Origin of the sequence: Gracilibacillus alcaliphilus (assembly GCF_016909015.1) — a bacterium.
In the GTDB taxonomy this organism is placed as follows: Bacteria; Bacillota; Bacilli; order Bacillales; family Amphibacillaceae; genus Gracilibacillus; species Gracilibacillus alcaliphilus.
Genome location: NZ_JAFBFA010000019.1, coordinates 14497 through 35174, shown reverse-complemented (window position 1 = coordinate 35174; position 20678 = coordinate 14497). Strand labels below are relative to the sequence as shown.

The window sequence follows — 20678 nt, the reverse complement described above, 5'->3', positions numbered from 1 at the left end:
GTTGTTTAGCGTCCGTTATTCTCTACATCCTGGGAATGCTTGCGGAGGCTTTATATCGTTGAGAAAGTAAGACTTATCGGGGTGTCAGCGTCTATCAGTCCCTGCTCAGTCTGCTTGGAAATTCCTCAAGCCTTGAAAGCGGGGAGCCTATAGACTGTTGCATCAGGATAAAAGGAGAATGTCTATGACTTATGCCCAACATGAGCAAGAGCAGCTGGAAGAAATTCTATCCAGCCGGGAATACCAAATCTACTATGAGGATCATCGCAGCCTTTTGGAAAGAGCTTGGGATCGGATAAGAGATTGGATTAATGAAAATATTCTAGAGAAGATTCTTTCACAATTTGACTCAACTTCCAATACAGGCAATATAGTTGTTTCGATTATATTATTTATCCTCGCCTTACTGATTTTACTAGGAATTATTGCATTAGTGATGACCTTTGTGCGAAAACGCAAATTAAGACATTACCGTCCGCTTTCCCAAGAAGCAGAATTAGACTGGGGTTATCCAGAACACCTGCAGGCTGCACAGCAGTATGAATTAGAAGGGGAATATACGAAGGCTTCCAGACACCATTTCTTGGCCTTGCTGTTATGTCTGAACCAGAAAGGGTGGTTACAAGCCCAGCAATGGAAAACCAATCTTGAATATTATTTGGAGCTAAAAAAAGGAGATCCAGAGACCGCCAAGCAATTTCATCAATTTGCTGTTTTCTTTGAGAAAGTCATGTATGGAGAACACGCGATTACACCAATAGACTATCAAGCATTTAAACAAGAAATTAACAGCTTGATAGAGTCGGTATCTTCACAGCCCCAAATGAAAGAGACAGGTGAACGATGATGTTTAGGAAAAAAATATGGATCATTGGGATAATCTTTTTTCTCATGTTAATTGGAGTGAGCTTCTTCACGGCCAACAACAGCCCGAAGCATTATCCGCCTTATTTGGTAGAATCTCCTTCTCCTAATGGTCTAAAAGCACTCTATACCTATTTAGAAAATAACGGCTACCAGGTCAGTCAAGAAAATGGGCTTTCGCCTGCTTCAACTAACACCATGAGGATACTGGTCAGTCCCCCTATTTTCTCTGATCAAACCGTAGTTAACACTTATCAATCTTACATAGAAGAAGGCAATACCCTCGTGATTGTCAAAGAGAACCCAGAGGGATTGCTTGGTATTTCTACCGAATTCTCTAATCTGCAGCTATCCTCTGATTCTTCAGGGTTGATCAACCATGGGACTGAACAGTTTGAGGTAAATATGAACAGCACCCAGACACTTGTCACTGAACCTGATGATCATATCATATTGTCGACAGAGCAGAACAATGCCATTGCTCTAGAACGGCAAGTCGGGGACGGCTCCTTAATTGTATTAACAGAACCGAATTGGCTGGTCAATGATCAAATTACAGAGGCAGATCATACTGCCGCCATCTTTGCGACCATCCCTTTCGATAAAGATCAACCGATTGTCTTTGATGAATATACGGTGACAACTCCTGGGAATGTATCACCGTTTGCTCTTTATCCTGGCTGGGCCTATGTCTTACTGGTCCAAGGAATCATTTTGACTATCTTTATCCTTTGGAAACAAGGGAAACGTTTCGGACCTGTCCGTCCGGTAAGGGAAGAAACCGTTCGTTTTAGTGATGAACGACTCAAAGCAATCGCCATTTGGCAAACAAAAGGGAAAAATTATACACACGCATTACAAGGACAGATTCAATATATCAAAGAGGCCATCCGCCTCCGCTATGGTCTGCCCTATTCCTACAGCTGGAACGAACGACTGACCGTCATCCAAGATCGAATAACCAACTTGACGGAGGAACAGGTAAGCCGCTTAGCAGAACAACTGCAGGCTATAGAAAATAATCAATCCGTCAATAAACAAGAATTCGTCACACTAACGAAAATGATTGAGACAATTCGGAAAGAGGTGGAGGAAGCATGAATTCAACTATTTCATCATTACTAACAAGCTATCAACAGCAAATTATCGGACAAGAACAGAATTTACGTTTATTATTAACCGCAGCATTAGCAGGTGGACACGTACTTATTGAAGGTGTACCAGGAACAGGTAAAACCCAAATGGTCAAAACACTGGCAAAATTACTGGATAGTGACTTCAAACGAGTACAATTTACACCCGATTTACTTCCAAGCGATATTACCGGGAGTGCCATCTATAATATGAAGGAACAAGACTTCCAAACCTTAAAAGGGCCACTTTTTACCAATGTCCTGTTAGCAGATGAGATTAACCGTACCCCTGCTAAGACACAGGCAGCCTTGCTGGAAGCAATGGAAGAAAAGCAAGTAACCATCCAAGGAGAAACCTTCCAACTGCCAGAGTTCTTTTTTGTAGCTGCTACACAAAACCCAATTGAATTCGAAGGGACGTATCCATTACCAGAGGCACAGCAAGATCGTTTCTTCTTCAAATTACGCATTGACTTCCCTTCCCTGGAAGATGAAGTGTCTATCCTGCAGATGGTGATTCGGCAGCAGCAAGAGACACCAGAATTGACGTCTGTTTTCTCGAATGAGGGACTGCAGGCACTGCAAAAAGAAGTACAGTCGGTTAACATCAGCAAGGAGATAGCGGACTATATCCTGAAGATTGTCCGCAAAACGAGAGAATTAGAAACGATTCAATATGGAGCAAGTACACGAGCGGCCATTGCCATTGCCAAAACTGCTCAAGCATGGGCATACTTGGATGAACGTGACTACATTACACCAGATGATGTCAAAATAGTAGCTATTCCAAGTCTTCGTCACCGCGTACAATTATCACCATATGCTGAATTGGAAGGATCTGATATCGATGACACGCTTAAAGAACTTGTGGGATCGGTTGCTGTTCCGAGATAAAGGCATCCTCCCTACCTATCGACTTGTTATATATTATAGTGTGTTCCTTATTGTCTTAACGATCTTCTCCTTGTGGCAATTCTCTTGGTTCTTCCTAGGTATTGCCACACTGGCTATGCTAGCCTTACTATCCATTGATGCCTTTATGCTTCCAAGTAAAAAACATATCCAAGTCAGTCGCGAACCAAACGGTGAATTGGAACGTTTTGAAAAACAAGAGATGATCTTACACATGGCTAACCTTACCAATACGCACTATGATTTACGTTTCGTAGATGACTCGCCACAATCGTTTCAAGCAAGCTACTTGAAACAAACGTTAGGAGCCAATCAAGCTATTCAAGCGCACTATACCATCCAGCCTCATGTTCGGGGAAACTATCAGCTGAATAAGGTTTACTTACGTGTACGTACGAAATGGGGCCTGTGGGAAAAACAACTCACTTACAGCTTGCCACAGGAAGTCAAGGTCATTCCTAACTTGTCAGAGACGAGGCGTTATTTAGAAAATGCACAGCAGTACTTATTACATGAAGGAATAAAGGTTCGCAAAATGCGTAGTGGTGAAGGGGAATTTTCCAAAGTGCGCAATTATGTGGTTGGTGATGATCCACGTAATATTAATTGGCGTCAATCTGCCAAACTGCAAGAATTGATGACTAATGAATACGAACCAGAACACGGTAAGTATGTCACGATTCTGATTGATTGCGGCCGAATGATGGGCGTCGAGTTAGAAGAGAGTAACCGGCTCGAGAAATCCATCGAAGCAGCAATCACCTTAGCAACTGCTGCCTTAGACAACGGAGATCATGTGTCAGTGATTGCTTTTTCGAAAGAAATTAAGGCTGCCGTACCATCTGGCAGAGGGCTTGGTCATATTCACACTATTTTAGATGCGATCTATGATTTGCAGGTAGACCCTCAAGAGTCTAACTACACCTTGGCATTACAGCATGCGCAAACCCTGCAAAGAAAACGCAGTATGATTATTCTCTTTAGTGATATGCAATCATTTGCCAATGAAGACTATCCATTATTCGCTATGGGTAAACTGCGCAAAAAACATTTATTTGTGATGTTAGGGATAGAGGATGAATGGTTAAAACAGCAGATTGCCTCTTCGCCAGACAATGTCCTGCAAGCAATGGAAAAGAGTATGGCACAAAAACAATCCCTGTTTCAACGAGAAATTGCTAATAAATGGGGCAGTTTCGGGCTCCCCATGCTGGAAGCCCCTGCAGACAAGCTGGCTGTCACCTCTGTATCAAAGTATGTCGAGACACTAAACAGAGGCCTGCTTTAATTCTCTGTGCCTCATCAGGGAATGACCAATGATCATATATGCAGCTAAAGCAATGGCAGTTATTGCAGCTACGGCATATTTCATCTCTAGGGACAAATTAGAAGGGGTAATATATCCTTCAATGATACCAGCAATGATGAATAAAGGAATCGTTCCAATCAATAATTTCACCGAACGAATCGTTTGTTTCTTCAGCTGGTATCCTCTTGAATAAATACCAGGTACAAAAATCTTATAGCCCATTAATAGGCCCGCACCGCCGGCAATAAAGATAGCCAAAAGCTCAATCACACCGTGTGGCACAATATAAGCCCAGAATACATAGGAATTACTATAATTCCAAAACAAACCGGCGATCGCACCAACAATCACACCATTATAGATTAGAACATAGACCGTCAAGATGCCTAATGTAATACCGCCAGCAAAGGCAAGGATGGCCACTTGGATATTATTAGTCAGGATTTCAACCGACATCAGCGGGGCATTCACCTCTGCAGGTTCCTGTCCAAGAGAAACAGGGTCAATCGATTGTGCCATCTCTTCTGGCAGGATACCATAGATATAGGATGGATTTTCAATCACAGCAAAGAAACTGGCCAATCCCCCAAATAAGAAGAGCAGCATCGCAATAAGGACTGCCTTCCATTGTTCAAGTAATAAACCAATAAATTTGCTAGAAAAGAAATGATAAGCCTGTTTCCAAGATGAATGTTGAGATTGATAGAGCGTATTATGCGCCTTTCCAACTAATTCATTCAAGTATCTAGTAATATCTTCATTAGGGAAGTAGGTTTGACTATAAGACAGTTGTCTCGCTACCTTTTGATAAGCCTGTTGGAACTCATCGATCGTGTCGGCCTTCTTTTTCTTCGGCAATTGCAGGATAAGCTGTTCTAAATACTGCCAGTCGCCTCGGTTTTGTTTAATAAATTGATTTAATCGCATATCATCACCTTTGTAAAAATTATTCATCTGTGTTCAAATGTAGTTAAGCTGGAGGAGCACACTATTATGTATGTTTTGCTCCTTTTTGAACTACTTCTATTTTCCTTCTTCCATTATAATGGTTAAGAAGGAGGATTAACAAGACAAATCACTGTATTTTTACAAATAATAGAAAGAGTTGAGATTTTATGGAACAAGAACAATTGCAAGTAAAAACACCGGAATATGTTTCCTTAGAATTTAAATTGGCTGGATTAGGTTCTAGATCAGCTGCTTATCTCGTTGATTATTGTATTCTCTTTGTAGTACAAATGATCTTAATTATGATTGTTTTCTTTTCTATATCATTTTCTAATGATTCATTCTTTTTCTTTGATATAGATACAATGAATTTTATCCTTGTTTTCTTTTTAATTGCCATGTTTGTATTAAATTTTGGATATTTTGTTTTCCTTGAATTTTTTTGGGGAGGCAAAACGATTGGAAAAAAACTGCTCGGTATTCGAGTCATTCAAGAAAACGGACATAATATCACCTTCTTATCTAGTCTTATCCGCAATTTCTTACGGCTAATTGATATGCTGCCAACGATGTATGCTGTTGGAGTTATTATGATTTTCAGCCACCCCAAACATAAGCGGCTAGGGGATTTGGCTGCAGGTACGATTGTTGTACATGAGCGGGGGAAAAAATCAAGCAAAAAAGATCCGGTAACCAAATATATCGAAGCTCGTAACCTGTACAAAGAGGATTTACCACTGGAAGCTTTTGATCTGCAGCAATTCAATCAGCAAGATTGGCAGCTGCTGCAAGCCTATGTTCAACGACTGACAACATTGCCACCGCAAGAAAAGCCTGCACTCACCCAGCAAGTCAGTGAGGTACTCTTACCAGGAATTGAATCGAAATTAACTCAAGCACGCAGCAATGAAACTTGGTTATTATTACTCTACCTTCACTTAAAAGAAGAATGGGAATATTAAGCTTTCCTTACCAGCTAAAATCGGGAGCAGATCTATGTACAGATCTGCTCCCGTTTGGTTTTTATGGTTGATAATAAATAGGTGAAGCTGGCCCGAGATCGATTCCTAACAGCATCCAAATAATTAATAATAGAGTCCATCCTATTAAGAAGAAAATAGAGTATGGCAGCATCGTTGCAATCAAGGTGCCAATTCCCATCTTCTTGTCATATTTTTGTGCATAGGCAATGATTAAGGCAAAATAGGTCATCAATGGTGAAATAATATTTGTCGATGAATCAGCAATACGGTATGCCATCTGCGTTAACTCTGGAGAGTATCCCAGCTCCATCATAATTGGTACAAATATAGGTGCCATTAAAGCCCATTTGGCAGTTGCACTTCCAATAAAAATATTAATAAAGCAAGCAATCAAGATAAACAGTAATACTAATGGAATGCCTGTCAACTTGATTGTTTCTAAGAACTCAGCCCCGTATACACCAATTAACATTCCTAAATTAGATTCATTAAAATAGGCAACAAATTGACCGGCGGCAAATGATAAAATAATAAATACCCCCATCGAACTCATCGTATCTGATAAATGGTTGGCGACATCTTTATCACTCTTCACTGTCTTCGTCACGATACCATACACGACACCTGGTATAAAGAACAGAATAAAGATAACCGGCACTAATGAGCTCATAAACGGTGACGTAATTATACCGCCGTCTTCCCCACGTAATGGTGCATTTTCAGGAACAATTAAGAAGGCAAAAGCAATGACACTGAGGACTGCCGAAATACCTGCATAAAGTAATCCTTTCTTCTCTATACCGGATAATCCGTTTGCGTCTTCTTTATAACTTCCTGTATATGCCCCTAAACGAGGTTCAACAATTTTTTCAGTCACCCATGTACCAATCAATGTAAGGATAAATACAGAAACAATGGTAAAGTAATAGTTCATCAGAATATTCATACTTTCTGCATATGCACCATCTTTAATCGCCGCTGCTGCAATCGTCATCTCTCCCAGCATCGGTTCCAAAGCAGTTGGTACTAAGTTGGCACTAAAACCGCCTGATACACCAGCAAAGGCCGCTGCCAATCCAGCTAATGGGTGACGTCCCAACGCAGCGAATAATACTGCCCCTAAAGGCGGCAGAACAACATAGCCAGCATCAGTTGCCACACTGGAAATAATCCCTGCAAATACTAATCCTGCAGTAATCAATGATTTCGGTAAGGACAATACAAAAGCTCTTAAACCAGCACTAATTAAGCCGGTACGTTCAGCTAAACCGATGCCGAGCATCGTTACCAATACCATCCCTAGAGGAGCGAACTGAATAAAGTTGTCCACCATACTTGTAAAGATATAGACAATGCCCTCTCCATTCAACAAATTCTTTGCTGTAATCTGCTGCTCTGGATCACCAGGATGTTCAACCGATACACCAGTATTGGCCACTATTGCCGAAGCCACTAACACAATGAATGCTAGTATAATAAATAATGTTACTGGATGCGGCAGTTTATTACCAATATATTCGATCTGGTTTAAACTTTTTTGAAATAAACCTACTCGCTTCTTTTTTGCCATATTATGATCCCTCTCTACTGAATTAATTTAATAATTTTCTAAAAATTCCAACAATACATTGAAATGGCATATACAGTATATCTAATTCAACAGAATTTTGATAGGGCTTTCATAAAAGTGCTAATTTTCAAAAAATTGCATAAATTCCTTTATTACTGACAAATGCTGTGATGATTCTACTTAGTCAACTTGTAAACAAAATTCTTCACCCTCTTCCTCTTTAGGCTCCGTCGAAATGAAAGCATGGTAAACCAAAAGCTTGCGATTGTCTTTTAACCTATTCCACTTATTCCTTTTTCCAAAACAAAAACCCCTTGTTTTTCACAAGGGGTATCTCATCACATAAATATATGTGTTATCGATTATTTAATCTCTTTCCCAGCAATTACTGGCTGTACCTGCGCATTGGCTGTTTCTACGTTCCACGCTTCCTTTTGTTTCTTTCTGCGCGAAGAAATCTTCTCTAATGCAGATAAAACGAGAAAGGTAAGCAAGATTGTTAACAATACCATGTATAAAGAAGTCACCATAGTAAACAAGCCCCTTTCATAAAAAAATTCTTATAATACTAATAAATTCACTTATATCTTATCATATTTTATCTATTTGTAAATGATATTAATCAAATTCTTTTGAATTCTTTTAAATTCTTTCTATTCAAACCAAATACTCGCATTTTTATAATAAATAAATCCTCCTATCAATATACATCACATGAATATTTATTCAAAAAAACATACAAAAACCCCTGTCTCACTTTGCAGAGGACAGGGATTATCGCATTGCTAGCCTTCCATGAAAGTCCAGTTTTACTACGAATGATTTGCTAAATAGTTGTATACATCCTTGAGATGATCGAAGCCCAATTGTTCTGCCTGTTCGATATTTTTTGCCCACAAGGATGCTGTAGCTGCTGCGTCATAAAGAGCATGGTGACGTCTTTTAACAGGGATTTGATAATGTTGACACCAATCATCTAAGCTGATATGAGAAAGATTTGGTGTCACTGCCTTAGTCAAAACATTCGTATCCATAATCCGATGTTGAAAATTCTTACGGGTGACATGCCAGCTGGCATGCTGCATAAACTGTTTTTCATGACTGGAATGGTGCGCTACTAAGGGATCATTACGGACAAACCGGTAAAAATCACGTAACACATCTAACAGCGGCGATGCCTGTGTCAATTCCCAAGCCGTCAGTCCTGTCAACTCCGTAATATCCTCAGAAGGAGGAAGAGCATTATATACCGTCTTATAAAAAAGCTGCTCCCAATGAATTTCCGCCCCCGTCATTTTCACTGCACCAATAGATAAGATGCGGTCACCCTGATAAGGATAAAATCCTGTCGTTTCCAAATCAAATACTGCAACAGGCAGCTGTCGAAGTGGAATATACAGGATGTCTTTCTGCCTTAATTCCTTTTGCATATTACGGATCAGAGCAATTTTTCGGGCGTCGGTTTGACTGGAGACAGGATTCATATCTGTGAACTTTCCAGACATTTGTTTAATAAAATCTAACATCTGATTCATCATAAGGAACACTCATTTTCAATATGTTTTTTCATTTCATCAAATAAAGCAATGCCTTGCTTCACATATTCCTTCCACTGCTGCTTCTCCTGTTTGGTTAATGAATCGACATGAATATAATGAACATCATCATACGTCTTTGCTGTCATTGTCCGCTGATATTTAAAGGCAAGCACACCTTCCAACGCTTGCTGATACTTTTCTATAAATGGGTATCTTTCCTTCAATACGAGCATTCGATCAATCGTTGGCACAGCTAAACAGTGATTCCAGATCGCCAGCAGCCTTAGGGCATTAATATAGGGGAAGATGGTCGTTGTCTTTATATTCATTTGTCCTGTCCGTGGCCCAGATCGCTCGACTAATAACTGTCCAAACACTCCCAGCCCTTTCGGAATAAAGTCAACATTATCGATCAATCGGAGCATCACACGCGGGGATGTTTCTATATAGCGAAAAATAACTTGCTTTATTTGATGCAGCAAGTTTTCTTCTCCTAATAAAATACGTGAATCAAAAAAGGTGGAGAAATGTCTTAAAGATTGCCAGTTCTCTTCTTCCAGCCACTCTTGCACTTGTCGTTTCCATGCGGGTAACGACTTGGTCCACATCGACTCAGAAGCCATCACCTTGCCTTCACATACAGCATAACCTGTTATAACCATTCCTTCGACAATTTCCTTGCCCAAATCTTGAAAATAGGTTTGATCACTGCTATCTCCATCATAAACAATTCCATGATCTTGATCACTCCAAACCATCTGTTCCCTTCTGCCGGCACTGCCCATTACAAAAAAAGCAAAGCAAGCAGGGGGCGGTCCCTGCTTCTCTTGCATGATCTTCATAGCGTTCTGAACAACCGAGAGCATCACTTCATCATGGATGTCATTTAAGGTTTGATAATCTTTTGCTTGTAGCAGGTTCTGGTTCCGCCACTCCATGATCTCTGTATACTGCTTCATGGTGCCCCCCTCCCTTTGAAAAAGCCAGATCTGTGCCAATAAAGCTGAGCGCCAACGTTGCTCCTCTTTACTTTCTTCAATCGGTGTATTTATGAACACTTGCACCATGATAAAGCGGAACAGTCACGACTTTTTACTTTATATTTACCTTCTCTTCTTAGTTATTCACAATTTCAGCTCCAGTGGAATCTTTTTCAATTTTCTTAGTTTCTGCCGCTAGTTGCGGAACATTCTCTGGATAACCATAACTTCCATGCTCACTCAGATCGAGGCCGATAATCTCTTCTTCTTCAGAAACACGTAAGCCTCCCATAACTTTATCCATTACTTTCAATATAATAAATGATACAACAAATGCGTAGACACCACTTACAACAACTCCTAGCGTTTGTACGCCTAACTGCTCAAGTCCGCCGCCATAGAATAAACCTGGCAGCCCCCAATCTGCTCCAACAGATAATGGTTCCGTAGCAAAGAATCCTGTCGAAAGTGTCCCCCATACCCCTACTGTACCATGAACAGATAAGGCAAAGATCGGATCATCAATTCGTGCTTTATCAAATAATTTCATACTTCCATATACCAGCAGACCGCCAATTGCACCAATCACTACCGCTGCCCAAGGTTCAACAAAACCACAAGAAGCTGTAATTGCTACTAAACCTGCTAATGCACCATTTAATGTCGTTGGTACATCTGCTTTACCTGTAACTGCCCAAACAAGTAACATGGCAGCAATGGCACCAGCTGCAGCAGCCAATTGTGTATTGAGAATGACGTAACCAAAAAATGCTTCTGATACACCAAATGTACTTGCACCATTAAATCCAAACCAACCTACCCATAATATCAAAACACCTAATGCTGTATATACTTGGTTATGTCCGGCAATATCATTAGAAGAACCATCTTTGTTATACTTACCTAAACGAGGCTTCAAAATAATGGTGGCTGCCAAAGCTGCCATCGCACCTGTTAAATGTACCACTGTTGATCCAGCAAAATCTTGCTTACCGTGATCTGCTAACCAGCCGCCGCCCCAAATCCAGTGAGCAACAACTGGATAGACCAAAGCGGCAAATAATACAGCGAAGACAACATAAGCCGAAAGTTTGGCACGCTCTGCAAATCCACCAAAAGCAATAGTAAGTGCAATTAACGAAAACATCATTTGAAATATAAAATCAACTGCTGGTGATAAACCTTCTTCACTGAATGCAGTACTGCCGTAGAAGAAATCTGACCAACCAATAAACCAATTACCCTCTCCATATATAAAGCCCCACCCTATTGCCCAAAATACTAATGAGCCAATGCCAATGGTAAAAATGGTTTTACCAGCAATATGACCAGCGTTTTTCATTCTTGTAGAACCTGCTTCCAGTAAAATAAATCCTCCAATCATAAAAAGAACTAAAAAAGTACCAATTGTAACCCATACATTATCCATAAGTACTATGTCCATTTACTTTTCTCCCCTTGTCAACTTTTTTAACATCTTAAGTTATTTATATTGTAGATTATGGGAACACTTTTCCACAATTGATGTGTAAGATAATCTGACAAGGTTTTTCAAACTTTCTATATAACAGCGTTTAATAAGATTGTTATAATAGATAGCAGAATGATTTTGATTAGCCAAATTAAAGGATTGGTTAATCAAAAGAGGGCAGATCCATAAATGAGATCGCCCTCCTTTTTTCGGATAAAATTTTAAGCTGAAGCTCGCTCTATCCTCATAATGCCTCCCTGTGTAATGAAACTTTTCAGGTGCCAGCAGTCATTCCCTTACTTAAATCTCTTTAACATTTCATAAAATTTTGAAGTGTGCGTCTTACGAACAATTGCACTGGGATAAAGTATTCCTACCGAAAGCTCATCCGCTTCAAGCGTGAACTCTTTTTTGTACCGGCCTCTTCTTTTTACCTTATCTCGCTCTAATTTGATCTTCAAAACCGATCTCCTTATGTGATCCGTCACAAAATGGCTTATTCTTTGAAGCGCCGCATCTGCACAAAGAGAACTTAGGTTTAGTCTCAAATAAGTTGCCTTCTGCATCCACTAATTCGACATCTCCAGTAACTAGAATTGATCCATTATCTCGTACTTTCAATTGTACCTTTGTTGATTCTGCCATCTATATCCCCTCCCCCTAGCCTATTGTATCGATTTCTGCTAATTTTGCAACTAGATCAGGCGGCTCTGGCAAAAACACAATGCTTGCCTGCCTCTTTCCGATTGGATAATCATTTAAAAATGCTATATAATTACTACATCTATTAGGAGGAATATCCTTACAAACTCGTTTACTACTCAGCTATCCATTGTGCTTTTGTTTACTGACCCTGGCCGTTTATGGAATATTTCCCTATCAAAAAAACGACTATATATGACCAGACAGCCGTTACTGTACAAGAAATGGTGCTTACAGATGAGGCAGTAACGGCTAACCACACCCCCCTGTACAAAAGCTTAAATTATTACTTCGTTTTAATGATATTACTGCCTCCGTCTATCAAATCAGCAAGCCGCTTGATCAGACAGGTATCAATATAGTATACGAAAATCATGTCATCCAGCGAACTTGCACGGTTATTCACCATACCGCTAATTACCTCTAATTCTTCCTTAAAAGCCTTCCTTATCAAGCTTATTTCTTCTGCACATTTTTTATTTATACAAAAGGCGACTATTTCTAAGCATGGCATAATAAAAATAAAATAAGACTTCCATTAGTTTACTGTTTTCTTTTAGATAAACGATTTGCCTCGTGGTTCATAAGAACAAACTGTGGCATATCAATTGTTGTAACTAAATGGGACAAGATAACAGCATAATAAACAGAGGTGAAGACAGGCCATGAGAGAATTATGGATTGCTTTTATTTTAGGGGTAGTAGAAGGCTTAACGGAATTTGCGCCAATTTCCTCCACAGGACACATGATAATAGTGGATGACCTGCTGCTGCAATCAAAAAACTACTTTTCGTCTGAAGTGGCGAATTCTTTTAAAATTGTGATTCAATTAGGTTCTATTCTAGCGGTAGTAATTGTCTTTAAGAATCGTTTTAAACAATTGCTGTTACCTTCCGATGCACCTAAAGGACAGAAACGGTTGTCATTCACACATATTATTATCGGACTGATTCCTGCAGGAGTGCTAGGGATACTGTTTGAAGATGTGATCGATGCACACCTTTTCTCTGTAAAAACGGTTGTCATCGGATTAATTGCAGGGGCAATTCTGATGATGCTTGCCGATTGGAAAGCAAAGCGGCAAACTGCTATTCAATCTATTGATCAATTGACGATCAAACAAGCCTTTTTGATCGGTTTATTCCAGTGTCTATCACTTTGGCCAGGCTTTTCCCGGTCTGGATCGACTATTTCAGGTGGTGTAATCCTAGGAATCAGTCACCGTACCGCAGCAGATTTTACGTTTATTATGGCGGTGCCAATAATGCTGGGGGCAAGCCTTATTTCATTAAAAGACCACTGGGCCTATTTTCAATGGAACGCCCTGCCGTTCTTTATTTGCGGTTTCATTAGCGCCTTTGTCTTTGCTTTAATATCGATCCGTTTCTTTCTTGTATTAATTGATAAAATAAAATTAACACCTTTTGCCTTGTATCGAATGGTTATTGCGGGTATTATTTCATTAACTTTTCTATAAATACATGTTTTATATTATCTAATTCCCTATCGATATAAAAGAAATAAGGATCACCAATCATAACTAAGCTAACTACGAACATTTCATTATACAGGAGGAACTTATGCAAGCATTTATCACCAGAATTATGGAAGAGTTTGGCTATTGGGGTATATTACTGATGATGGCGGTAGAGAATATTTTCCCACCTATTCCTTCCGAAATTGTACTGCCGTTTAGTGGGTTTATGACCACCTATTCCAGTTTAACTGTCTTGGGTGTCGTCACGGTTGCCACCACTGGATCATTGATAGGTGCCGTTGTCCTTTATGGTATCGGCTTATATCTTAACACAGCAAGGTTGGAGAGGATTATCGAAAAATGGGGACATATCCTGCGCATTTCTAAGCACGATATTCATAAAGCAGATGAATGGTTTAACAAATACGGGTATTGGACGATTCTATTTTGCCGAATGGTTCCATTGATACGAAGCCTAATTTCGATACCGGCGGGAATGGCTAAAATGAATTTCACCTTATTTGTATTCTTTACCACCATTGGTACTTTGATTTGGAATATTCTTTTGATCACAGCTGGGGTGATGTTAGGAGAAAATTGGAGACAAATTGTCGATTGGATAGATACCTATTCTTATATTATCTATTTCTTACTACTCATCGGAGCCATTATCCTAGCTTATCTTTTTTACAAACGGAGAATTAGAAAAAAACAGACACGAGGCGGTAAATAAGTAGAGACTTTTATGCCAGGAAGCAGATAAAACCTGAGGTGTCCACTGTCAGCCGGTATAGCAGACACCTTGGTTAAAGGAGATATTCAAAATCAACAAGACATTGCTATCCTTAGCCGCCCTCCTCATGGGATTCATTCGTAAGCATCTCATGAGGCTCACACCATTTTTTGAACACGTACCTAAATCGTTTTTGCAGAAAAAAACTCGCTGTTTCTCACTCCTGATAAAAAAAATTGTAAACGTTTAATGAAAGATGAAAAAAAATGAGTTTTATGGTAGATTTAATTTGCATACCTTTTTATTTTGCTATATAGTTTTTCTTACATAATATCGTAAAGGATGAGTGAAGATGAGCATTTCTTAACAAAATTTGAAGCAAGATATACCACTAACTTTATTACATTATTCATGGAGGTGAATTCCCTTTAAAAAGGGAAATTAATGGACGATAGTATATTGTTGATACTTAATCTTTTTCTTGTAGCGTTGTTAATTGGTTTGACAGCAATTTTCGTAGGATCAGAGTTTGCTGTAGTGAAAGTCAGAATGTCGAGGATAGACCAGCTTATTGCAGAAGGTAATAAAACAGCAGAAATTGTAAAGAAGCTGGTAACAGATCTGGATTATTATTTATCCGCCTGTCAGCTCGGCATCACGGTTACAGCATTAGGACTCGGTTGGTTAGGGGAACCAACCGTAGAGCGAATCTTACATCCTCTTTTTGACAGTTTAAACATACCTAGTTCCCTTTCCACTGTGATTAGCTTTGTACTAGCATTTGCGCTGGTAACATTCTTACACGTAGTTGTTGGGGAGTTAGCTCCAAAGACTCTTGCGATCCAATACGCTGAACGAATGACACTTATTTTGGCTCGCCCGCTCTTTTGGTTTGGAAAAATCATGTTCCCTGCTATTTGGGCGTTAAACGGCTCTGCGCGTGTGTTATTGCGTATGTTTGGTGTACAACCTGCCAGCCATGAACAAGCGCATTCAGAAGAAGAATTAAAGATTATCATGACACAGAGTTATCATAGTGGTGAGATTAATGAAACTGAGCTTTCCTATATGGAGAATATCTTTACCTTTGACGAAAGGGTCGCAAAGGATATCATGATTCCACGAATCCAAATGGAAACATTAGATGTATCCATGACAACGGAAGATCTATTATCCACTACTGATAATTTCCAGTTCACTCGATTCCCAGTAACAAAAGATAATGATAAAGATCATATTATCGGCTTTATTAATGTTAAAGAAATGCTTACTCATATTGCTAAGGCACAGCCTTTTCAATTAGAAGATATATTACATGATATTGTACTGATCAATGAGCAGACATCTCTTCAAGAGGCATTAGTACAAATGCAGCTGGATCATGTTCATATTGCATTAGTTATTGATGAATATGGTGGAACCGCTGGATTATTAACATTAGAAGATATCCTGGAAGAGATTGTTGGAGATATCCGTGACGAATTCGATGATAATGAACGTCCCGATATGGAGCAAATTAACGAGTTCCTATATGATTTTAATGGCCGATATCTATTAACGGACCTAGAAGATCTATTCAATACGACGTTTGAAAATCACGATGATATTGATACAATTGGCGGCTGGTTACAATATCAAAAGTCTGCAATTGAAGAAGGGGACGAGATATTTAGTGACGCCAATCACAAATGGACTGTAAAAGAAATGGAAAATCACCAAATCTTAGTTGTTAGTCTGGAAGTTTTAAAGTAACCTTTCGATTAATGCTAGATCACTAACATACAAAACGCATGAAATCAGGGTCTTCTAACCTGGCATCATGCGTTTTATTGATAAGTTAAACAAAGAAGTGTATCTGCTGCAATTGCCTTGTTCTTCCCTGCTATGGAGGATATTTCTGGAATAGCTAATCCTGATTGGTGTTGGGTATACTTTCTGCCTTAACCTAAAAAACCTCGCTTAAGCGAGGTTTTATAATTCGTACGGGGTTTCTTGATAAACATAATAGTTTAACCAATTCGAAATTAACATATTGGAATTCGTGCGCCAGCGTAATTTAGGTGTTTGTGTTGGATCATCATGAGGAAAGTAGTTTTCTGGTACTTCCGGATCCAATCCTGCTGCCTGATCACGATCATACTCTCTCTTTAATGTAAAGGCGTCATATTCTGGATGTCCTGTCGTAAATATTTGCCGTCCATCTTTAGAAGCAATCAAATAAACGCCCGCACGTTCGGATTCACTTAGTATCTTAAGTTCTGGCTCTTTCTCAACGTCCTCTTTGCGGATGTCCGCATTCCTTGAATGTGGTATCAAAAATTCGTCATCAAAACCACTGACCAACTTTTCCTTCGAATCATTCACCGTGTGTGTAAAAACACCTGACAATTTATGCGGCATAATATATTTATCAATCCCAAAATGATAATAGAGTCCTGCCATGGCCCCCCAACAAATATGCAAGGTGGAAGTGACGTTCTTTTTACTCCATTCCATAATTTCAGTTAACTCTTCCCAGTAATTCACTTCTTCATATGGTAACAGCTCAATCGGGGCACCAGTAATAATTAAACCGTCATAACGGTTGGTTTTAACATCATCGATGGATTTATAGAATTGTTTTAAATGTTCCGGAGAAGTATTCTTCGATTGATGTGTACTGGTGTGTAATAAGCCTACTTCCAGTTGTAACGGGCTATTCCCTAGCAACCGCAGCAAATGTGTCTCTGTTTGCTGCTTCAAAGGCATCAAATTTAAGATCAAAATTTTCAGCGGCCGAATATCCTGATTGAATGCACGGGTCTCGTCCATCACAAATATATTCTCTTCTTGTAGTTTACTCTTTGCTGGTAGTAAATCCGGCACTTTAATAGGCATGTTGAATAGCTCCTTTTTTCATCATCATTCATCTAAACTTTCTATACCCCCATCTCATTTCTTTACTTACACTATGAGACAGGCAGATAATACGGTTCAAAACGCAATCAAAATCGTTAGCGAAAAAATATAGGTAAGTATCATTATAACGATTTCCCTACTAAAAATAAAGAATAATGTCTGAAGTTTATTATTCCATAGAATTAGAAGATAGATCTCCGCTGCGAGAAGTCGCTTTCACTCAAGAGTACAAGCGCAACATCTGTTCAAGCAAAAGACACTTTCACAATGTTTTCTATGCCGCCTGTCATGGCTTCAGCTAACTTGAAAAAGAAGAACACTTTTGCGAAGTGCTCTTCTTGCCAAAAGTTAGCTGAAGAGCATGCCCCTCGGCAGACTAACATCGCGACGACAATCGCCTCGTCTGCACTAGTACGTCCTGTACGTCGAAAAGCGAAATGGTCAGCCGGTAGCGGTTGCTTTGCTCTCCATACCTTTTGCGGAGGATATTTCTGAAATAACTAATAATAGCTGGCATTGAATATACTTGCTGATCTTTTAAAAAAGACACCTCGATAGGTACCGACCCCCAAAAGTTAGAGTAGAAAACTAACTTTTGGGGGTGTTTTTATGGCAAAATATAGTGAGGAATTTAAAATAAAGCTTGTTACCGAGTATTTGTATGGAAATCTTGGATATAAATTATTGGCAAAAAAATACAATATACCCTCCAAAACACCATTACAAGATTGGGTAAGAGCCTATAAATCACAAGGGATGAATGGAATAAAGCGAAGAAAAAGGAAGGAAGCATACTCTGTTCAATTTAAATTAGATACGATACAATTTATGTCAGAGACAGGTGCTTCTTATCAGAAAACTGCTGTTCAATTTAAATTGAACAATCCTGCATTAATTAACGGCTGGATGAAAATATTTAAAGAACAAGGGATAGAAGGCCTGAAACCTAGATCAAAGGGGAGACCTTCTATGTCTAAAAAAACCAGTAAACAAACGAAAAAAGAAGAAAAGAAGTTAACACGCGAAGAGGAATTAGAACGCGAGAATGAATTATTGCGACTAGAAAATGCGTACCTAAAAAAGTTGAGAGCTTTTCGGGAGAATCCAAATGCCTTCCACGAAAAGCACAAGCAAAGGTGGCATTCGAACTCAAAGAAGAAGGATTTCGATTAAAAGATGTTCTTCAAGTCGTTGGTATTCCAGAAGCAACATACCGCTACCAAGTGTTTAAAGCAAGAAATGTATTATGGGGAAGAATTAGTAAGCTATAAAGAATTAAAGATAAGGATTGAAGAATATATCTACTGGTACAACCATGAACGATCAAAAGGAAAATTGGCTGGATTAAGTCCAGTCGAATACCGAACTCAATCCAGCCAATCAGCTGCATAATAAAACCTTTAATTTATAGGGGTAAGCACCATAAAAGGTGCCTTTTGTGGTTATGACATCCATTTCGGCGGGGTGTCTTTGCCCCAGTAAATTTCTCCGATCGGAAAATGTTCTTCAAACTGGTCGTCTTTCAGATGATAGTGGAATTGAAAATAATGACCGTCTTGTGGTTTCTTCAAACGATTCACATGGAATTTCGCTACATTCTCTTTTGCTTGGGCATTATACAGATTGAAGATACGTTCTCCATATCCTCCTGCAGGAGCTTCAGCAATCATTAGGTATTGGCTGGCCTCTTCCCCATGCTCTTCGTAAATGGCATCTAAGACTTGATCAAGGTTCGGTAAAATGATTTGTTCTACCTCTGCCTTTACCTGATTACCAATTTTATCACCTAGTTTCAGCTGTACTCTTTCTTTTGCAGATTGCGTGAGCGCTTGCAAATAAAGCTGATTCGAATCTTCTTCCAAAACCAGATCTTCCTGAGAAATCGAATCCTCTTTCGTCTGGCTGTCAACCGGTTTTGCCCGATCTTCATTAGGCTCCATCGTTCCTTTATCGACATCTGCGTCAATATAAATCGGCGGAACATATAAACCTAATGTCAAGATTGTTACCAATACAACGGTAAATTTCTTCATCCACTTCTTCATCCCGACCGTACTCCTTTTTATGTCCTTATATAAAATTTTATCATGTTTCCGCCTATTGTCTATACCAATTCCCGCATTACACAAAATTTACTTAATTTTACCTAGAGGAGATATGCAAAAAGTCCGATAAAAAGGACGCGTATAAGACTTCATACGTGAACAGTGATTAGAAAAGTTTTACTAGTATTAGTATAGATAATCAACTTCTAAGCCACACTAAGGAACAGTATGTTTGTATAGAAGCCGCATAACATGGAAGGAGTTATTTCAAATGGACAAGGAAACAATACAAAAAGATATCGAGGAGAATGGTTATGATTTTGACCATGCGGTGGCAGAAGAAATATGTCCCGATGTTGCCTATTATCGGACACTCTTTGCCAATGTCATTATGATCGGATCCCCAGATAAAGACTGGGTACTGGTGGATACCGGACTAAAGAAATATAAAAATCGGATTCTGCATGCATGCGAAGAGCGGTATGGTAACAAACCTCCACTGGCCATCGTACTGACACATGGGCATTTTGATCATATCGGCTCCGCTAAAGCCTTGGCTAAATACTGGGATGTACCCGTTTATATGCATCAGAATGAGCTTCCTTATGCTACCGGCGAGGCTTCATATCCTCCTGGGGACCCAACAGTAGGCGGCGGTGTGGCAATGGCCTCGATCTTTTTTCCGATCAAACCAGAGCATTTAAACAAACTGGTACACGCCTTACCCGATGACGGCAGCATCCCTTTTTTGAAAGAATGGCGCTATATTGAAACACCAGGTCATACAAAAGGTCATATCAGTCTTTATAGGGAAAAAGATAAACTATTAATTGCCGGTGATGCACTGGCTACCGAAAAAGCAGAATCTTCGTTATCGATATTCTTTCCTTTTCAACATGTCTATGGACCCCCTGCCTATTTCACAGAGGATTGGTATCAAGCCGGAGAATCTGTGAAGCGCCTCGCTCAATTACAGCCAGAAACCATTATCGCTGGCCATGGTCTGCCAATGGAAGGAGAATTCATGCAAGCAGAACTTCAGCACTTAGCTGAAAATTTTGATCAACAGGCCATTCCAAAGCATAAAAGGCATTAAAAAACTTGGTGGCGCACC

At 39.5% G+C, this 20678-nt stretch carries 21 protein-coding genes; 11 read left to right on the top strand and 10 right to left on the bottom strand.

Translation table 11 applies throughout. The features are described 5' to 3' along the window. Positions 1 to 184: 184 nt before the first annotated feature. From JOD18_RS13885 to JOD18_RS13870, 4 genes are read left to right on the top strand one after another with little or no spacing between them, the layout of a single operon-like run. Positions 185 to 847, top strand: a complete 663-nt coding sequence (locus JOD18_RS13885; RefSeq protein WP_204669651.1) for a DUF4129 domain-containing protein — start codon at positions 185 to 187, stop codon at positions 845 to 847. After that, on the top strand, positions 847 to 1965 hold the full coding sequence (locus tag JOD18_RS13880; protein ID WP_204669649.1) for a DUF4350 domain-containing protein: 1119 nt from the start codon (positions 847 to 849) through the stop codon (positions 1963 to 1965). The genes JOD18_RS13885 and JOD18_RS13880 overlap by 1 nt, the downstream gene beginning before the upstream one ends. After that, positions 1962 to 2891: an AAA family ATPase gene (locus tag JOD18_RS13875; protein WP_204669647.1), complete on the top strand. Its 930-nt coding sequence runs from the start codon at positions 1962 to 1964 to the stop codon at positions 2889 to 2891. Before JOD18_RS13880 ends, JOD18_RS13875 begins: the two co-directional genes overlap by 4 nt. Next, positions 2845 to 4197, top strand: coding sequence for a DUF58 domain-containing protein (locus JOD18_RS13870; protein ID WP_239588131.1), 1353 nt, complete (start codon positions 2845 to 2847; stop codon positions 4195 to 4197). Before JOD18_RS13875 ends, JOD18_RS13870 begins: the two co-directional genes overlap by 47 nt. Here the strand turns inward: JOD18_RS13870 and JOD18_RS13865 are convergent. Continuing rightward, entirely contained in the window at positions 4177 to 5145 is a 969-nt protein-coding gene (locus JOD18_RS13865; protein ID WP_204669645.1) for a stage II sporulation protein M, read from the bottom strand. The two genes, JOD18_RS13870 and JOD18_RS13865, sit on opposite strands and share 21 nt — an antisense overlap. Positions 5146 to 5333: 188 nt before the next feature. On the opposite strand from JOD18_RS13865, the gene JOD18_RS13860 reads away from it, so the two are divergent. Continuing rightward, positions 5334 to 6128: an RDD family protein gene (locus tag JOD18_RS13860; RefSeq protein WP_204669643.1), complete on the top strand. Its 795-nt coding sequence runs from the start codon at positions 5334 to 5336 to the stop codon at positions 6126 to 6128. A 61-nt stretch (positions 6129 to 6189) separates the two neighbouring features. On the opposite strand, the gene JOD18_RS13855 is transcribed toward JOD18_RS13860, so the two are convergent. The 7 genes from JOD18_RS13855 to JOD18_RS13825 form a co-directional block, all read right to left on the bottom strand. Beyond that, positions 6190 to 7719, bottom strand: coding sequence for an AbgT family transporter (locus tag JOD18_RS13855; RefSeq protein WP_204669641.1), 1530 nt, complete (start codon positions 7717 to 7719; stop codon positions 6190 to 6192). 362 nt (positions 7720 to 8081) lie between these two features. Then, entirely contained in the window at positions 8082 to 8249 is a 168-nt protein-coding gene (locus JOD18_RS13850; protein WP_204669640.1) for a hypothetical protein, read from the bottom strand. Between the two features lie 282 nt (positions 8250 to 8531). Beyond that, entirely contained in the window at positions 8532 to 9257 is a 726-nt protein-coding gene (locus JOD18_RS13845; protein WP_338029545.1) for an exonuclease domain-containing protein, read from the bottom strand. Then, complete coding sequence (locus JOD18_RS13840) at positions 9254 to 10216, bottom strand: DUF294 nucleotidyltransferase-like domain-containing protein (protein ID WP_204669639.1); 963 nt, start codon at positions 10214 to 10216, stop codon at positions 9254 to 9256. The genes JOD18_RS13845 and JOD18_RS13840 overlap by 4 nt, the downstream gene beginning before the upstream one ends. A gap of 157 nt (positions 10217 to 10373) precedes the next feature. Continuing rightward, positions 10374 to 11681: an ammonium transporter gene (locus JOD18_RS13835; RefSeq protein WP_204669638.1), complete on the bottom strand. Its 1308-nt coding sequence runs from the start codon at positions 11679 to 11681 to the stop codon at positions 10374 to 10376. Positions 11682 to 12143: 462 nt separating this feature from the next. Next, complete coding sequence (locus tag JOD18_RS13830; RefSeq protein WP_204669637.1) at positions 12144 to 12353, bottom strand: CDGSH iron-sulfur domain-containing protein; 210 nt, start codon at positions 12351 to 12353, stop codon at positions 12144 to 12146. A gap of 343 nt (positions 12354 to 12696) precedes the next feature. After that, complete coding sequence (locus JOD18_RS13825; protein ID WP_204669636.1) at positions 12697 to 12864, bottom strand: hypothetical protein; 168 nt, start codon at positions 12862 to 12864, stop codon at positions 12697 to 12699. 211 nt (positions 12865 to 13075) lie between these two features. Here JOD18_RS13825 and JOD18_RS13820 point away from each other — a divergent pair, with 211 nt between their 5' ends. The 3 genes from JOD18_RS13820 to JOD18_RS13810 all read left to right on the top strand — a co-directional run bounded on the left by JOD18_RS13820 (position 13076) and on the right by JOD18_RS13810 (position 16373). Next, positions 13076 to 13888 (top strand): undecaprenyl-diphosphate phosphatase, encoded by an 813-nt coding sequence (locus JOD18_RS13820; protein WP_204669635.1) that lies wholly within the window; start codon positions 13076 to 13078, stop codon positions 13886 to 13888. A 103-nt stretch (positions 13889 to 13991) separates the two neighbouring features. Next, complete coding sequence (locus tag JOD18_RS13815; RefSeq protein ID WP_204669634.1) at positions 13992 to 14621, top strand: DedA family protein; 630 nt, start codon at positions 13992 to 13994, stop codon at positions 14619 to 14621. A 444-nt stretch (positions 14622 to 15065) separates the two neighbouring features. Then, positions 15066 to 16373: a hemolysin family protein gene (locus JOD18_RS13810; protein ID WP_204669633.1), complete on the top strand. Its 1308-nt coding sequence runs from the start codon at positions 15066 to 15068 to the stop codon at positions 16371 to 16373. Between the two features lie 219 nt (positions 16374 to 16592). Here the strand turns inward: JOD18_RS13810 and metA are convergent, their stop codons facing one another. Beyond that, entirely contained in the window at positions 16593 to 17498 is a 906-nt protein-coding gene (gene metA, locus JOD18_RS13805; protein ID WP_204669632.1) for a homoserine O-acetyltransferase MetA, read from the bottom strand. Positions 17499 to 18128: 630 nt separating this feature from the next. Between metA and JOD18_RS13800 the strand changes: the two genes are divergently transcribed. Beyond that, on the top strand, positions 18129 to 18692 hold the full coding sequence (locus JOD18_RS13800) for a helix-turn-helix domain-containing protein (protein WP_204669631.1): 564 nt from the start codon (positions 18129 to 18131) through the stop codon (positions 18690 to 18692). A gap of 3 nt (positions 18693 to 18695) precedes the next feature. After that, positions 18696 to 18911 carry an IS3 family transposase gene (locus JOD18_RS24295; RefSeq protein WP_204669630.1) on the top strand — a complete coding sequence of 72 codons (216 nt, stop codon included), beginning with the start codon at positions 18696 to 18698 and terminating at the stop codon, positions 18909 to 18911. Between the two features lie 50 nt (positions 18912 to 18961). Here the strand turns inward: JOD18_RS24295 and JOD18_RS13790 are convergent, their stop codons facing one another. Beyond that, positions 18962 to 19564, bottom strand: a complete 603-nt coding sequence (locus tag JOD18_RS13790; protein WP_204669629.1) for a YpjP family protein — start codon at positions 19562 to 19564, stop codon at positions 18962 to 18964. A gap of 271 nt (positions 19565 to 19835) precedes the next feature. On the opposite strand from JOD18_RS13790, the gene JOD18_RS13785 reads away from it, so the two are divergent. Next, positions 19836 to 20660, top strand: a complete 825-nt coding sequence (locus JOD18_RS13785; RefSeq protein WP_204669628.1) for an MBL fold metallo-hydrolase — start codon at positions 19836 to 19838, stop codon at positions 20658 to 20660. Positions 20661 to 20678 lie beyond the last annotated feature (18 nt).

What these genes read in the sequence shown, in the direction of transcription:
- metA (WP_204669632.1), bottom strand. Translation starts at nt 17,498, where the DNA reads ATGCCTATTAAAGTGCCGGATTTACTACCAGCAAAGAGTAAACTACAA.
- JOD18_RS13815 (WP_204669634.1), top strand. Translation starts at nt 13,992, where the DNA reads ATGCAAGCATTTATCACCAGAATTATGGAAGAGTTTGGCTATTGGGGT.
- JOD18_RS13790 (WP_204669629.1), bottom strand. Translation starts at nt 19,564, where the DNA reads ATGAAGAAGTGGATGAAGAAATTTACCGTTGTATTGGTAACAATCTTG.
- JOD18_RS13865 (WP_204669645.1), bottom strand. Translation starts at nt 5,145, where the DNA reads ATGCGATTAAATCAATTTATTAAACAAAACCGAGGCGACTGGCAGTAT.
- JOD18_RS13845 (WP_338029545.1), bottom strand. Translation starts at nt 9,257, where the DNA reads ATGATGAATCAGATGTTAGATTTTATTAAACAAATGTCTGGAAAGTTC.
- JOD18_RS13800 (WP_204669631.1), top strand. Translation starts at nt 18,129, where the DNA reads ATGGCAAAATATAGTGAGGAATTTAAAATAAAGCTTGTTACCGAGTAT.
- JOD18_RS13850 (WP_204669640.1), bottom strand. Translation starts at nt 8,249, where the DNA reads ATGGTGACTTCTTTATACATGGTATTGTTAACAATCTTGCTTACCTTT.
- JOD18_RS13855 (WP_204669641.1), bottom strand. Translation starts at nt 7,719, where the DNA reads ATGGCAAAAAAGAAGCGAGTAGGTTTATTTCAAAAAAGTTTAAACCAG.
- JOD18_RS13880 (WP_204669649.1), top strand. Translation starts at nt 847, where the DNA reads ATGTTTAGGAAAAAAATATGGATCATTGGGATAATCTTTTTTCTCATG.
- JOD18_RS13840 (WP_204669639.1), bottom strand. Translation starts at nt 10,216, where the DNA reads ATGAAGCAGTATACAGAGATCATGGAGTGGCGGAACCAGAACCTGCTA.
- JOD18_RS13885 (WP_204669651.1), top strand. Translation starts at nt 185, where the DNA reads ATGACTTATGCCCAACATGAGCAAGAGCAGCTGGAAGAAATTCTATCC.
- JOD18_RS13830 (WP_204669637.1), bottom strand. Translation starts at nt 12,353, where the DNA reads ATGGCAGAATCAACAAAGGTACAATTGAAAGTACGAGATAATGGATCA.
- JOD18_RS13785 (WP_204669628.1), top strand. Translation starts at nt 19,836, where the DNA reads ATGGACAAGGAAACAATACAAAAAGATATCGAGGAGAATGGTTATGAT.
- JOD18_RS13835 (WP_204669638.1), bottom strand. Translation starts at nt 11,681, where the DNA reads ATGGACATAGTACTTATGGATAATGTATGGGTTACAATTGGTACTTTT.
- JOD18_RS13870 (WP_239588131.1), top strand. Translation starts at nt 2,845, where the DNA reads ATGACACGCTTAAAGAACTTGTGGGATCGGTTGCTGTTCCGAGATAAA.
- JOD18_RS24295 (WP_204669630.1), top strand. Translation starts at nt 18,696, where the DNA reads ATGTTCTTCAAGTCGTTGGTATTCCAGAAGCAACATACCGCTACCAAG.
- JOD18_RS13810 (WP_204669633.1), top strand. Translation starts at nt 15,066, where the DNA reads ATGGACGATAGTATATTGTTGATACTTAATCTTTTTCTTGTAGCGTTG.
- JOD18_RS13860 (WP_204669643.1), top strand. Translation starts at nt 5,334, where the DNA reads ATGGAACAAGAACAATTGCAAGTAAAAACACCGGAATATGTTTCCTTA.
- JOD18_RS13820 (WP_204669635.1), top strand. Translation starts at nt 13,076, where the DNA reads ATGAGAGAATTATGGATTGCTTTTATTTTAGGGGTAGTAGAAGGCTTA.
- JOD18_RS13875 (WP_204669647.1), top strand. Translation starts at nt 1,962, where the DNA reads ATGAATTCAACTATTTCATCATTACTAACAAGCTATCAACAGCAAATT.